The sequence below is a fragment of the Sorangium sp. So ce834 genome (genome assembly GCF_051521425.1).
In the GTDB taxonomy this organism is placed as follows: Bacteria; Myxococcota_A; Polyangia; order Polyangiales; family Polyangiaceae; genus Sorangium; species Sorangium cellulosum_D.
In genome coordinates, this window is sequence record NZ_CP150351.1 from 12,621,294 (window position 1) to 12,636,840 (window position 15,547).

The following is a 15,547-nucleotide window of genomic DNA, read 5'->3' on the forward strand; positions in this document are numbered from 1 at the left end:
GCGCCAGACGCACGAGCGTCTGCGCGTCGTCGAAGAGAGCAAGAGCGAGCCGATCGCGATCGTCGCGATGGGCTGCCGATTCCCGGGAGGCGTTCGATCGCCCGAGGATCTCTGGGCGCTCCTCGTGGACGGCAAGGACGCGATCTCGCCGTTCCCCGAGAGCCGCGGGTGGAACCTCGACGTGCTCGCCGGCGGCGGCGCGGCGCGCGAGGGCGGCTTCGTGGAGGACGCCGACCTCTTCGATCCGGCGTTCTTCTCGATCAGCCCGCGCGAGGCGCGCGACATGGATCCGCAGCAGCGCGTGCTGCTCGAGATCGCGTGGGAGACGATCGAGCGCGCGGGGATCGATCCCGCATCGCTGAGCGGCACGAACGCCGGCGTCTTCGTCGGGGTGATGCAGGGCGACTACGGGAGCTCGGCGCCGCGCGCGACGCGCGGTCACGACGGGTACGCCGTCACGGGGCGGGTCGCCAGCGTCGCGTCCGGGCGGATCGCGTACACGCTCGGCCTCGGCGGGCCGGCGATCAGCGTCGACACGGCGTGCAGCTCGTCGCTCGTCACCCTCCACCTCGCCGCGCGCGCCCTCCGCGAAGACGAGTGCTCTCTCGCGCTCGCCGGCGGCGTCACGATCATGGCGACGCCAGACGTCTTCGTCGAGCTCGGAACGCAGCACGCCGGCGCGCCCGACGGGCGATGCAAATCATTCGCGGCCGGAGCGGACGGCGCGGGCTGGGCGGAAGGCGCCGGGATGCTGCTCCTCGAGCGCCTCTCGGACGCGCGCAAGAACGGCCACCCCGTCCTCGCCGTGCTCCGAGGCTCGGCGATCAACCAGGACGGCAAGAGCCAGGGGCTCACCGCGCCGAACGGCCCTGCGCAGGAGCGCGTCATTCGCGCGGCGCTCGCGAGCGCGCGCCTCGCGGCGAGCGACGTACACGCCGTCGAGGCGCACGGCACCGGCACGACGCTCGGTGATCCGATCGAGGCGCAGGCGCTCCTCGCGACGTACGGCCAGGCGCGCTCGAAGGAACATCCGCTCTGGCTCGGAAGCCTCAAGTCGAACGTCGGGCACACGCAGGCCGCCGCGGGGATCGGCGGCGTCATCAAGATGGTGCTCGCGCTGCGCCACGGTCTCCTGCCGAAGACGCTGCACGCCGCGAGCCCGTCGCCGCACGTCGACTGGTCGCCGGGGACGGTGCGCCTCCTGACCGACTCGGTGCCGTGGGAGCCGAACGGGTCTCCTCGGCGCGCAGGCGTCTCGTCGTTCGGCATCTCGGGCACCAACGCCCACGTCATCCTCGAAGAGGCACCGGCGGATGAGGCGCCTCCGGCCCCGGACGCGCGCCCCCATGCCGGCGCTCTGCCCTTCCTGCTCTCGGCGAAGACCGAAGCCGCGCTGCGAGCGCAAGCAACGCGCCTCCACGCGCACGTCGCGCGCGATCCCGACGTCGCCCTCGTCGACGTCGCGGCGTCGCTCGCGACCACGCGGTCGCATTTCGAGCGTCGCGCCGCCGTCGTGGCAGACGATCGCGCCGCGCTGCTCTCGGCGCTCGCGGCGCTCGCCGAGGGGCGCGCGGGGGCAGGAACGGTCGCGGGCGAGGCGCTCCCGTCGGGCAAGGTCGCCTTCGTCTTCCCCGGCCAGGGCTCGCAGTGGCCATCGATGGCGCGCGCTCTGCTCGCCTCCTCGCCCGCCTTTCGGGCCGAGATCGAGGCGTGCGAGCGCGCCCTGGCGCCGCACGTCGACTGGTCGCTCCTCGCCGTGCTCGGCGGCGACGAAGCGCACGCCGCGCCCATGCTCGAGCGCGTCGACGTGGTGCAGCCCGTGCTGTTCGCCGTCATGGTCGCCCTCGCCGCCACCTGGCGCGCCGCCGGAGTCACGCCCGACGCCGTCGTCGGCCACAGCCAGGGCGAGATCGCGGCCGCGTACGTCGCGGGCGCGCTCTCGCTCGCAGACGCCGCCAGGGTCGTCGCGCTCCGCTCGCGCGCCATCACGAAGCTCGCGGGACGCGGCGCCATGGCCGCCGTCGAGCTCACCACCGCCGACCTCGAGGCGCGCCTTGCGCCCTTCGGCGGACGCCTCGCGATAGCGGCGATCAACAGCCCTCACGCGGCCCTCGTCTCCGGAGACCCCGACGCCATCGACGAGCTCGTCGCCGACCTGAGCGGGGCGCAGCTCTTCGCCCGCAAGGTCCGCGTCGACTACGCCTCCCACTCCGCCCACGTGGAGGCCATCGAGCGGACGCTGCTGGAGGCGCTCGACGGCATCGCGCCGCGCCCGGCGACCGTGCCGCTCTACTCCGCGGTGACGGGCGAGAGGCTTGATGGCGAGGCCCTCGGCGCCGCCCACTGGTACCGAAACCTGCGCCACACCGTCCGCTTCGAGCACGCCACGCGCGCCCTGCTCGACGACGGCCACCGCTTCTTCGTCGAGGTCAGCCCTCACCCCGTGCTCACCGTCGCCCTGCGCGACACCATCGACGCCTCGGGACACGACGCGGTCGCGTGCGCGTCCCTTCGGCGCGACGAAGGAGACCTCGCGCGCTTCAACCTCTCGCTCGCCGAGCTCCACACGCGAGGCCTCGCCGTCGACTGGCGCGCCTTCTTCGCCCCCTTCGCGCCGCGCACCGTCGCGCTCCCGACCTACGCGTTCCAGCGCGAGCGCTTCTGGCTCGATGCGCCCGAGGCGCGCCCCGGCGACGCGACACGCTCGGCGGCGAGCGCCGCCGACGACGCGCTCTGGCAGGCGATCGACCGCTGCGACGTCGACGCGCTCGCCGAGACGCTCGGCGTCCAGGGAGACGAGGCGCGCGCCGCGATCACCGCCGTCGCTCCGGCGCTCTCGACGTGGCGGCAGCGGCGACACGCCCAGAGCACGGCCGACGCGTGGCGGTACCGCGTCGTGTGGAAATCGACGAGCGCGCCGCGAGACGCCAGCGTCGAAGGGACGTGGCTCGCGCTCACGCCGGCGGCCGGAGGCGAGCTCGCCCGCGCCGTGGCCGTCGCGCTCGCCGCTCGCGGCGCGGCGGTCGTCACCGTCGACGTGGCGCACGACGACGCCGCTCGCGGTCGCCTCGCGACGCGCCTGCGCGCGGCGATCGCCGACGGCGTCACTGTGCGAGGCGTCCTGTCGTTCGCGGCGCTCGACGAGACGCCGCTGCCCACGCACGCGGCGGTGCCGACCGGGCTCGCGCTCACGCTCGCCCTGGCGCAGGCGCTCGGCGACGCAGGGATCACCGCGCCGCTGTGGCTGTTCACGCGCGGCGCCGTCTCGATCGGGAGCGCCGACCGGCTCACGCGTCCTGCGCAGGCGATGACGTGGGGCCTCGGGCGCGTCGTCGGCCTCGAGCACCCCGAGCGCTGGGGCGGCCTTGTCGACGTCGGAGAGGCGCTCGGCGCGGGGAGCGCGCTCGGCGCGAGGGGGCTCGCGCACCTCGTCGCGTGGATCGCGCAGCGCGGCGACGAGGACCAGGTCGCGCTCCGTCCCGCTGGTCTCTTCGCGCGGCGGCTCGTGCGCGCGCCGCTCGGCGAGGCCCCGGCGATCCGCAAGCTCGCGCCGCGTGGGGCCATCCTCGTGACGGGCGGCACCGGCGCGATCGGCGCGCACGTCGCGCGCTGGCTCGCCGAGCACGGCGCCGAGCACGTCGTCCTCACGAGCCGGCGCGGCGCCGCCGCCCCGGGAGCCGAGGCGCTGCGCGACGAGCTCACCGCGCGCGGCGCGCGCGTGACGATCGCTGCGTGCGACGTCGCCGACCGTGAGGCGATCGCGGCGCTCGTGCGCGACGTCGAGGCCGAGGGGCCCGTGACGGCCGTCTTCCACGCCGGCGGCGTCGGCCCGCAGGCGGCGATCGCGGCGACCGACATCGCCGATCTCGCCGACGCGGTCGCCGGAAAGGCCGCGGGGGCTCGGCACCTCGACGAGCTCTTCGGCGATCGCGCGCTCGACGCGTTCGTGCTGTTCTCGTCGGGCGCGGGCGTCTGGGGTGGCGGGCAGCAGGGCGCGTACGCGGCCGCGAACGCGTTCCTGGACGCGCTCGCAGAAGAGCGGCGCGCGCGCGGGCTCGCGGCGACGTCCGTCGCGTGGGGCGCCTGGGCCGGCGGAGGCATGCTCGCGGAGAACGCCGAGGCGGACGCGCGCCTCCGCCGCATGGGCTTTTCGCCGATGGCGCCGCCGCTCGCCGTCGCCGCGCTCGCGCGCGCCCTCGAGCACGATGAGACGAGCGTCGCCGTCGCGGACATCGACTGGGCGCGCTTCGCCCCGTCGTTCGCGTCGGCGCGCCCGCGTCCCCTCATCGGTGAGATCGCCGAGGCCCGTCGCGCCCTCGACGCGCTCGCGGAGCCGGCGGCGGCGCCGCACGGCGAGCCTCCGCTGCTTGCGGCCCTCCGCGCGCTCGACGAGGTCGATCGCCTCCCGCACCTCGTGGCGCTCGTGCTCGCGGAGACGGCCGCCGTTCTCGGGCACGCGGACGCCTCGCGGATCGAGCCTCATCGCGGCTTCTTCGATCTCGGGCTCGACTCGCTCATGTCCGTCGAGCTGCGCCGCCGCCTTCGACGAGCGACCGGCGTAGCGCTCCCCGCGACGGTCACGTTCGACCACCCGTCGCCCCGCCGCGTCGCGATGTTCTTGCGCGACACGCTGGCCCACGCGCTCGGCGAGGTGCGCCCCGAGCGCGACGCCGGCGCGCCCGAGAGGGCGCGCGCGCCCCTCGACGAGCCGATCGCGATCGTCGGGATCGGCCTGCGCCTCCCCGGCGGCGTGGCTGACACGGACGGGCTCTTCCGGTTCCTCGAAGAGGAGCGCGACGCCGTGGGCCCGATCCCCGCGGCGCGCTGGGACGCGGACGCGGCGTACGATCCCGACCCGAACGCGCCCGGAAAGAGCTACGTCCGGCGCGCAGCGCTCCTCGATCGCGTCGATCTCTTCGACGCGGCTTTCTTCGGCATCAGCCCGCGCGAGGCGAAGCACATCGATCCTCAGCACCGCATCTTGCTGGAGACGGCGTGGCAGGCGCTCGAGGCCGCGGGGATCGTGCCGGGATCGCTGCGAGACACGCAGACCGGCGTCTTCGTCGGAGCGGGCGCGAGCGACTACGCCGCGCTCCGCGGCGCCCTCGAGGAGGCCGAGGCGTACGACTTCATGGGGACGATCTCGTCGTTCGCCGCGGGGCGCCTCGCCTTCACGCTCGGCCTCCAAGGGCCGGCGCTCTCTGTCGACACCGCGTGCTCGTCGTCGCTCGTCGCGCTCCACCTTTCGTGCCAGTCGCTGCGCCGCGGCGAGTGCGATCTCGCGCTCGCCGCGGGGGTCCAGGTGATGGCGCACGCCGAGCCGTTCGTGCTCCTCTCACGGACGCGCGCGCTCGCGCCCGACGGCCGCTCGAAGACGTTCTCGGCGAACGCCGACGGCTACGGCCGCGGCGAAGGCGCCGTCGTGCTCGCGCTCGAGCGCCTCAGCGACGCGCGCGCGCGCCGGCATCCGGTGCTCGCGGTCGTGCGCGGGAGCGCCGTCAACCACGACGGCGCGTCGAGCGGGATCACGACGCCGAACGGGACGGCGCAGCAGAAGGTGATCCGCGCCGCGCTCTCCGACGCGCGGCTCACGCCGGCGGACGTCGACGTCGTCGAGTGCCACGGCACGGGGACGTCGCTCGGCGATCCGATCGAGGTGAACGCGCTCGCGGCGGTGTACGCCGAAGGGCGGCCGGCCGAGAGCCCGCTCCTCGTCGGCGCGCTGAAGACGACCCTCGGGCACCTCGAGTTCGCGGCCGGGCTCGCCGGCGTGGCGAAGATGGTGGCCGCGCTGACGCACGGGGTGGTCCCGGCGACGCCGCACGCGAGCCCGCCGAACCCGCACATCGACTGGGACGCGATCCCGATCCAGGTGGCCGACAAGGCGCGCCCGTGGCCGCCGCGCGGGCGCCCGCGCCGCGCCGGTGTCACGGCGATCGGGCTCTCGGGAACCAACGCGCACGTGATACTCGAAGAGGCGCCGTCGCCCGCGGAGCCCGAGGTGGACGCGCAGGGCAACGCCGGCGCGGGCGATTCGGCGCTGCTGTTCCTTCTGTCGGCGAAGACCGACGACGCGCTGCGCGCGCAAGCGGATCGCCTTCGCGCGCACCTCGCCGCCGCCCCCGACCTCGCGCTCGCCGACGTCGCGCTGTCTCTCGCGACGACGCGCTCGCACTTCGAACGCCGCGCCGCGATAGTCGCGAAGGACCGCGACGCCCTGCTCACGGCCCTCGACGCGCTCGCGCGCGGCGCTCCGGCCCCGGATGCTCGAACCGGCGACGCAGCTTGCAGCGGAAAGGTCGCCTTCGTCTTCCCCGGCCAGGGCTCGCAGTGGCCCGAGATGGCCGCGTCCCTCCTCGAGACCGACGCGGTCTTCCGCGAGCAGATCGAGGCGTGCGAGCGCGCGCTCGCGCCGCACGTCGCGTGGTCCCTCGGCGCGGTGCTCCGCGGAGAGGCCGTCGGGGGCGAGACCGCCGCGCCGCTCGACCGGGTCGACGTCGTCCAGCCCGTCCTCTTCGCCGTCATGGTCGCGCTCGCCGCGTCGTGGCGCGCCATGGGCGTCGAGCCCGACGCCGTCGTCGGACACAGCCAGGGCGAGATCGCCGCCGCGTACGTCGCGGGCGCGCTCTCGCTCGAAGACGCCGCGAAGGTCGTCGCCCTCCGCGCGCGCGCCATCACCAAGATCGCCGGGCGCGGCGCGATGGCCGCGGTCGAGCTGAGCGCCGACGAGCTCGAAGCGCGCCTCGCCGCCTTCGACGGACGGGTCTCGATCGCCGCGATCAACAGCCCGCGCGCGACGCTCGTAGCCGGCGACGTCGACGCGATCGACGCGCTCGTCGGCGACCTCGGCGCCGCGCAGATCTTCGCGCGCAAGGTGCGCGTCGACTACGCGTCGCACTCCGCGCACGTCGAGGCCATCGAGGCCGACCTCGCGACCGAGCTCGCGGGGATCACGCCACGCGCGTGCGTCGTGCCGCTCTACTCCGCCGTCACGGGCGCGAAGCTCGACGGGACCGCGCTCGACGCGGCCTACTGGTACCGAAACCTCCGGCAGACGGTGCGCTTCGAAGACGCGACGCGGGCGCTGCTCGCCGACCAGCACCGATTCTTCGTCGAGGTGAGCCCGCACCCCGTGCTCGGCCTCGCGCTCGGAGAGACGAGCGAAGCGGTCGGCGCGAGCGCCGCCGTCGTCGGCACGCTCCGGCGCGACGAAGGTGATCGCGCGCGCCTCCTCCTCGCGCTCGCCGAGCTCCACGCCCGCGGGCGCGAGCACGCCTGGGAGGCGTTCTTCGAGCCTCTCGGCGCCCGCCGCGTCGCGCTGCCGACGTACGCGTTCCAGCGCGAGCGCTTCTGGCTCGAGCCGACGGTGGCGCGCGCCGCCGACGTCGCGTCGGCCGGGCTCACACCCGCGGATCATCCGCTCCTCAGGGCCAGCGTCGCCCTCGCCGACGCGGACGGGTTCCTCTTCACGGGTCGCCTCGCGCTCGCGGAGCAGCCTTGGCTCGGGGGCCACGAGGTCTTCGGCGCGCGCGTCTTGCCGGGTACCGCGTTCCTCGAGCTTGCGATCGCGGCGGCCCATCGCGCCGGGCTCGAGCGCGTCGAGGAGCTCACGCTCGAAGCGCCGCTCGCGCTGCCTCCGAAGGGCGGCGTCGCGGTGCAGATCGCGATCGGCGCTCCCGACGAAGCGGGGCGGCGGAGCATGACGATTCATGCGCGGCCCGACGCCGGTCCAGACGAGCGCGCGCCGCACGACGGCGCGTGGACGCGGCACGCGAGCGGGACCCTCGCGCCGAAGGCCGAGCAGGCCGCGTTCGATCTGCGCGCGTGGCCGCCTCCCCTCGCCACCCCGATCACGACCGACGGCTTCTACGACCGCATCACGGATGCGGGTATCGTGTACGGCGGGGAGTTTCGCGGGCTGCGCGCGGCGTACCGCGGCGGCGACGACGTCTTCGCCGAGGTCGCGCTGCCAGAAGAAGCGGAGGGCGACGCGCATCGCTTCGGGCTCCACCCCGCGCTGCTCGACGCCGCGCTGCAGGCCCTCGTGATCGAGATCCCCGCGGGCTCCGCGCGCGTGGCGATGCCGTTCGCGTGGTCCGGCGTGACGCTCCACGCCGTCGGCGCGAGCGCGGCTCGCGTGCGCCTCACGCGGCGCGACGACGAGACCGTCGCGATCGCGATCGCCGACGCGGCGGGCGCGCCGGTCGCGTCGATCGACGGGCTCGCGATGCGCGCGACGTCGCCAGAGCAGGTCCGCGCCGCGGTCGGCGTGGGGCGCGACGCGATCGCGCGCGAGGCGCTCTTCCGCGTCGACTGGACCGAGCTGCCCTCCCCCACGGGCGCGCGCGGCGCAGGCCCGTGGGCGATCCTCGGCGGCGACGACGCGCTCGCGCGCGCCTTCGCGAGCGCGGGGATCGCCGTCGAAGCGCACCGTGACGTGGCCTCGATGACCGGCGCGCTCGCCCGCGGCGCCGCGCCGCCGAGCGTCGTCGTCGCGCCGTACGCGAGCTCCGACGCGGGTGGCTCCGCGGCGCGCTCGCACGAGGCCGCCGCGAGCGCGCTCGCGCTCCTCGAGGCGTGGCTCGCCGACGAGCGCTTGGCGCCGTGCGCGCTCGTCGTGCTCACGACGCGCGCGATCGCCACGCGCCCCGACGAGGACGTCCGCGACCTCGCGCACGCGCCTCTCTGGGGGCTCGTCCGCGCGGCGCAGGCCGAGCGCCCGGACCGCGCGATCTTCGTCGTCGACACCGACGGCGAAGGCGCGTCGCACCGCGCGCTCGCGACGGCCCTCGACGGGGCGGAGCCGCAGCTCGCGCTCCGCGGCGGACGGAGGCTCGCCCCTCGCCTCGCGCGCGCCACGACGGCCGCCGCCCCCCCGCCGCGCGCGCTCGACCCGAACGGGACGGTGCTCGTCACGGGCGGAACCGGCACGCTCGGCGCGCTCGTCGCGCGCCACCTCGTCGAAGGGCACGGGATCACGAACCTGCTCCTCACCTCGCGGACGGGGCCGGACGCCCCTGGCGCCGAGGCGCTCCGGCGCGACCTCGAGGCCCGAGGCGCGCGCGTGACGATCGCCGCGTGCGACGTCGCGAGCCGCCCCGCGCTCGACGCGCTCGTCGGGTCGATTCCGCGCGAGCACCCGCTCACGGCGATCGTCCACGCCGCCGGCGCGACCGCGGACGGTGTCATCGGCGCCCTCACGCGCGATGAGCTCGCGGTCGTATTCCGCGCGAAGGTCGACGGCGCGCTTCATCTCCACGAGATCACGCGCGAGCGCGATCTCGCGGCGTTCGTCCTGTTCTCGTCGGCCTCGGGCGTGATCGGCGGCCCTGGGATGGCGAACTACGCGGCGGCGAACACGTTCCTCGACGCGCTCGCGCAGCGGCGGCGAGCGCTCGGCCTGCCCGCGTCGTCGCTCGCCTGGGGCTACTGGGATCAGAGCACCGGGATGAGCGCGCGCGTGGGCCCAGCGCTGCGCGCGCGCATGGGACGTGGCGGTCTCCGCGCGCTCTCGGCGGAGGACGGGCTCGCCCTCTTCGACGTCGCGCTCTCGCACCCGGACGCCTCGCTCGTCCCCGCGCGCTTCGCGGCGATCGCCGACGGGACGGACGCGCTGTCGCCGCTCCTCCGCGGGCTCGCGCGCCCGAGGGCCGCGCGTCGCTCCGGCGGCGCGGGGGCGGCGCAGGCCGCGCTCGCGCCGGAGCGGATCGCCGGCCTCTCCGAGGCCGAGCGCGAACGTGCAGTCGCCGACGTGGTGCGCGGCGAGATCGCCGCCGTCCTCGGCTACCGCACGCCGAGCGAGCTCGACATGGACCGTCCGCTCCGTGAAATCGGGCTCGACTCGCTCATGGCCCTCGAGCTCCGAAGGAGGCTCGCCGCCGCCTCGCAGCGGACGCTCCCCGCGACCCTCCTCTTCAACCACCCGACGCCCGCCGCGCTCGTGCGCGTCCTCCTCGCCGAGATCGCCGCGCACGCGAAGGCTCCGCCGCCCGCCGCGGGCGACGAGATCGATCGCCTCGAAGACGCGCTCTCCGCGGCCCACGCGAATGCGGCGATCCGCGATCGCCTCACGGCGCGCCTCCAAGCGCTCCTCTCGACGTGGGACCGCGAGCGCGACGCCGCGGCGGCCGGCGACCTCGCGGACCGCGTGCGCGCGGCGAGCGACGACGAGCTCCTGAGCATGTTCGACCGAGAGTTCACGACCAACGCAGGGACCGCCTCATGACCACCATGGAAGCCGAGCTCCGGAAGCGCCTCGAGCAAGCGATCGTCGAGCTGAACCAGCGCCGTCAGAGCCTCGCGCTCGCGACCGAGAAGGCGCACGAGCCGATCGCGATCGTCGCGATGAGCTGCCGCTTCCCGGGCGGCGTCGCGACGCCCGAAGATCTCTGGCGGCTCCTCGAGGGGGGGCACGACGCGATCTCCCCGTTCCCGGACGACCGCGGCTGGGATCTCGGCGCGCTCCACGCGCGCGCGCGAGCCGGGAACGCGTGCGCGCGCGGAGGCGGGTTCCTCCGCGACGCCGACAGGTTCGACGCGAGCTTCTTCGGGCTGAGCCCGCGCGAGACGCTGGCGCTCGATCCGCAGCAGCGCGTGCTCCTCGAGATCGCGTGGGAAGCCATCGAGCGCGCGGGGATCGACCCGACGACCCTCCACGGCACGCAGACCGGCGTCTTCGCCGGCGTGATGTACAACAGCTACGCCGCGCAGCACCTCCACGCGCCCGACGATCGCGACGGCTACGTCGTGACGGGCACCGCGCCGAGCGTCGCGTCCGGCCGGATCGCGTACGTGCTCGGCCTCGAAGGCCCCGCGATCAGCATCGACACGGCGTGCAGCTCGTCGCTCGTCGCCGTGCACCTCGCCTGCCACGCCTTGCGTCAGGGCGAGTGCGCGCTCGCGCTCGCCGGCGGCGTCACCGTGATGGCGACGCCCGGGCTCTTCCATGAGTTCGGGCCGCAGCACGCGGGCTCTCCCGACGGCCGCTGCAGATCGTTCTCGGCCGACGCGAACGGCGCTGGCTGGGCGGAGGGCGCGGGCATGGTGCTCCTCGAGCGCCTCTCCGACGCGCAGAAGAACGGGCGCCCGATCTTGGCCGTCCTGCGCGGGTCGGCGATCAACCAGGACGGGAAGAGCCAAGGGCTCACCGCGCCGAACGGCCTCGCGCAAGAGCGCGTCATCCGGTCGGCGCTCGCGAGCGCGCGCGTCTCGGCGCACGAGATCGACGCCGTCGAGGCGCACGGGACGGGGACGAGCCTCGGCGACCCGATCGAGGCGCAGGCGCTCCTCGCGACGTACGGCAAGGCCCGCGCGGAGGGCGGCCCGGTGTGGCTCGGGAGCCTCAAGTCGAACATCGGACACACGCAGGCGGCGGCAGGGATCGCCGGGATCCTCAAGATGGTGCTCGCGCTCGAGCACGGGCTCCTGCCGAAGACGCTCCACGTGAGCGCGCCCTCGCCGCACGTCGATTGGTCCGCGGGGGCCGTCCGCCTGCTGACGGATGCCGCCCCGTGGCCTCGCGGCGAGCGACCGCGCCGCGCGGCGGTCTCGTCGTTCGGCATCTCGGGCACCAACGCGCACGTCATCGTCGAAGAGGCGCCCGCGCCCGCGGCGTCCGCCGCCGCGGCGGTCGAGCCGGCGCCGCGCGCCCCCGGCGCGCTCCCCTTCGTGCTGTCCGCGAAGAGCGACGCGGCGCTCCGCGGGCAAGCGGCCAAGCTCTACGCGCACCTGGCGGCCGCGCCCGACGTCCCGCTCGTCGACCTCGCGTTCTCGCTCGCCACGACGCGCGCGCAGCTCGACCATCGAGCGGCTTTCGTCGCGCACGACCGCGCGACGCTCCTCGGCGCGCTCGACGCGCTCGCGCACGGGCGCTCGACCCCCGGCGCCGCCCTGGGTCGCGGCGCGCTCGGCGGGAAGCTCGCCGTCCTCTTCACGGGGCAAGGAAGCCAGCGCGCCGAGATGGGCCGCGGCCTCTACGCCGCGTTCCCCGCGTTCCGCGACGCATTCGACGCAGCCTGCAGCCACCTCGATCGCGCCCTCGAACGGCGGGTCCGCGACGTCGTCTTCGCGCCGCGAGAGACGGAGCTCGCCCGGCTGCTCGACGAGACCCTCTACACGCAGACGGCGCTCTTCGCCGTCGAGGTGGCGCTCTTCCGCCTTCTCGAGGCGTGGGGGATCACGCCCCACGCGCTCCTCGGCCACTCCGTCGGCGAGCTCGTCGCGGCGCACGTCGCCGGCGTCCTGTCGCTCGAGGACGCGTGCGCGCTCGTCGCCGCGCGCGCGCGCCTCATGCAAGACCTGCCGGCGCGCGACGCCGCGATGGTCACCGTGCACGCGTCCGAGGACGAAGCGCGCGCCGAGATCGCCGCGGGCCCGGGCGGCGTCGCGATCGCCGCGATCAACGCGCCGGCGTCCGTCGTCCTCTCGGGCGACGCCCGCGCGGTGCTCGCCGTGACGGCGCGCTTCGAGGCGCTCGGGCGCAAGACGACGCGCCTCCGCGTGAGCCACGCGTTCCACTCGCACCACATGGATCCGATGCTCGACGCGTTCCGCCGCGTCGCCGAAGGGCTCCGCTTCCACCCGCCGCGCATCCCGATCGTCTCGAACGTGACAGGAGAGCGCGCGCGCGACGAGGATATCTGCTCGCCGAGCTACTGGGTCCGCCACGCGCGAGACGCGGTGCGCTTCGCCGATGGGCTGGGAGCTCTCCGGAGCATGGGGGTTTCCACGTTCCTCGAGGTCGGCCCGCACGGCGTCCTCTCCGCGCTCGGGCAAAGCGCGCGCGCGGCCGATGCCGGCGACGAGCACGCGTTCGTCCCGTCGCTCCGCGCCGACCGCCCCGACGTCGACGCCATCGCGAACGCGCTCGCCGCGCTCTTCGTCCGCGGGCAACGCGTCGACTGGGCGGCGTTCTTCGCGCCGTTCCGGCCGCGTCGCGTCCGGCTGCCGACGTACGCCTTTCAGCGCGAGCGCTTCTGGCTCGACGCTGCGCGCGCCTCCGCCGCTGCCCCCGTCACCTCCGAAGAGACACGCTTCTGGCAGGCGGTCGAGCAGCGCGACGTCGAGGCGCTCGCGGCGGCGCTCCGCGTCGACGGTGAGGGTCGGGCATCGCTCGCGGCGCTGCTCCCGGCGCTCGCGGCGTGGCGGCGCGAGCGTCACGAGCAGGGTACGGTGGACGCGTGGCGCTACCGCGTCGTCTGGAGGACGCTCGAAGCGCCGCCCGCCGGCGACGTCGCCGGGCGGTGGCTCATCGTGGCGCGCGCCGGCGTGGCAGAAGACGTCGCGGCGAGCCTCGCGCGCCTCCTTGAAGCGCGCGGCGCCGAGGTTGTTCACCTGCGCCTCGGCGGCGATGACGCGAGGCGCGAGCGCACCGCCGCGCGCATCCGCGAGGCGATCGGGGATGCCGGCGCGGTCCGCGGCGTGCTGTCCCTCGCCGCGCTCGACGACGGGACGCGCTGGCGGGACGCGTCGCTGCCCGCGGGGCTCGCGCTCACCCTCGGCCTCGTGCAGGCCTTGGGCGACGTCGGCGTCGCTGCGCCTCTGTGGCTCGTCACGCGCGGCGCGGTCTCGACGGGGCGCGCGGACCTGCTCGGACGCGCGACGGACGCGATGATCTGGGGCCTCGGCCGCGTCGTGGGGCTCGAGCACCCCGAGCGCTGGGGCGGGCTCGTCGACCTCGCCAGCGGCGTCGACGCGACCGCGCTCGACCGCCTCGCGCCGTTCCTCGCGTCCCGCGACGGCGAGGACCAGCTCGCGGTCCGCCCGACAGGCATCTTCGCGCGGAGGCTCGTCCGTGCGCCCCTCGGCGACACTCCGCCCGCGCGCACCTACACGGCGCGCGGCACCGCCCTCGTCACCGGCGGAACCGGCGCCCTCGGCGCGCACGTCGCGCGCTTCCTCGTCGGGCGCGGCGCAGAGCACCTCGTCCTCGTGAGCCGCCGGGGCGAAGACGCCCCGGGCGCCGGCGCGCTCCGCGCCGAGCTCGAGGCGCTCGGCGCGCGCGTGACGCTCGCCGCCTGCGACGTCGCCGATCGCGCCTCGGTCGCAGCTCTGCTCGCCCGCCTCGACGCGCAAGGCGACCCCGTCCGCGCCGTCGTCCACGCGGGCGGCGTCGTCGCGCAGGCGGCCCTCGCGTCCACCGATATGGACGGCGTCCGCGCGGTCATCGCCGCAAAGGTCCTCGGCGCGCTCCACCTGCACGAGCTGCTCGGGGACCGCGAGCTCGACGCCTTCGTCCTCTTCGCCTCCGGCGCGGGCGTCTGGGGCAGCGGGCAGCAAGGCGCGTACGCCGCCGGCAACGCGTTCCTCGACGCGCTCGCCGAGGTGCGCCGCGCCGCCGGTCTCACGGCGACGTCGATCGCGTGGGGCGCCTGGGCGGGCGGCGGGATGCTCGCCGATCACGCCGACGCCGAGGAGCACCTCCGGCGGCGCGGCCTCGCGCCGATGGCCCCAGCGCTCGCGGTCGTCGCGCTCGCGGGGGCCCTCGATCACGACGAGACCACCATCACCGTCGCCGACATCGACTGGGCGCGCTTCGCCCCCGCGTTCGCCTCCGCGAGGTCGCGCCCGCTCCTCTTCGATCTGCCCGACGCGCGCGACGCGCTGGAGCCCACGTCCGAACCCGCCGGCGCACGGGCCGCAGGCGAAGACAGGGCGCTCCGCGACGCGCTGAGGCTTCTCTCGGACGCCGAGCGCGCGCACCGCCTCGTCGCGCTCGTCGTCGCCGAGACCGCCGCCGTCCTCGGGCACGCCGACGCGTCGGCGATCGATCCTCACAAGGGCTTCTTCGATCTCGGCCTCGACTCGCTCGTCGCCGTCGAGCTCGTCCGGCGGCTCCACGCGCGCACCGGCGTCAAGCTCCCTGCGACGCTCGCATTCGACCACCCGACCCCGGACGCGCTCGCGCGGCACCTCGACGCGGAGCTCGCGCGCGACGGAGGAGCCGAGGACGCGGTCTTCGCCGCGCTCGACACGCTCGCGTGGCGCCTGGCGGCGATCACCCGAGACGACCCGCGGCGCGCCGCGGTGGGCGCGCGCCTGCGCGGGCTCGTGTCGCGCTGGACGAGCGCCGAGGCCGGGACGGACGAGGTCGAGGCCGAAGATCTCGGCGCGATCAGCGACGACGAGCTGCTCGCGGTGATCGAGCGCGAGCTCGACGGAGAACCTCGCGCGGCCTTGATCTGAGGCGCGCCAGCGCAGAGCGCGAGGAGGCCGCCGCGGTGGAGGGCGCTCTCGCGCTGCAACGGCATCGGATGGGCAAGGAGGTGAACAGGCCGCGCCAGGCGAGGGGTCACGGGCCAGGGGCCTGCGCGCGCGGCGGGGTGTGGGGGCTGGGCCCCCGCCCCGCACGGGCCGCGCGACACCATTTGCTTCCTTCGCCGCTACTGGATCACCGGGACCGCTCGCGCGAGCCGCGGCGACTTCGCGACCTTGTCGCTCGCGCGCGCTTCGCGTTCGCGCGGCGCGTGTTGGCCTCTTTTTCGGCGTGGGCCCCGTGGCTCACGGCTCCGCGGGCTCCGGTCGAGCCCGACATTCGATGGGACCATCG

The 15,547-nt window shown here is 75.7% G+C and carries 2 protein-coding genes; both read left to right on the forward strand.

Annotated elements, in window-relative coordinates:
- Window positions 1-19 precede the first annotated feature (19 nt).
- Window positions 20-10,225 (forward strand): type I polyketide synthase, encoded by a 10,206-nt coding sequence (locus WMF20_RS46470; RefSeq protein ID WP_437617236.1) that lies wholly within the window; start codon window positions 20-22, stop codon window positions 10,223-10,225.
- A 50-nt stretch (window positions 10,226-10,275) separates the two neighbouring features.
- Window positions 10,276-15,183 carry a type I polyketide synthase gene (locus tag WMF20_RS46475; RefSeq protein ID WP_437617237.1) on the forward strand — a complete coding sequence of 1,636 codons (4,908 nt, stop codon included), beginning with the start codon at window positions 10,276-10,278 and terminating at the stop codon, window positions 15,181-15,183.
- Window positions 15,184-15,547 lie beyond the last annotated feature (364 nt).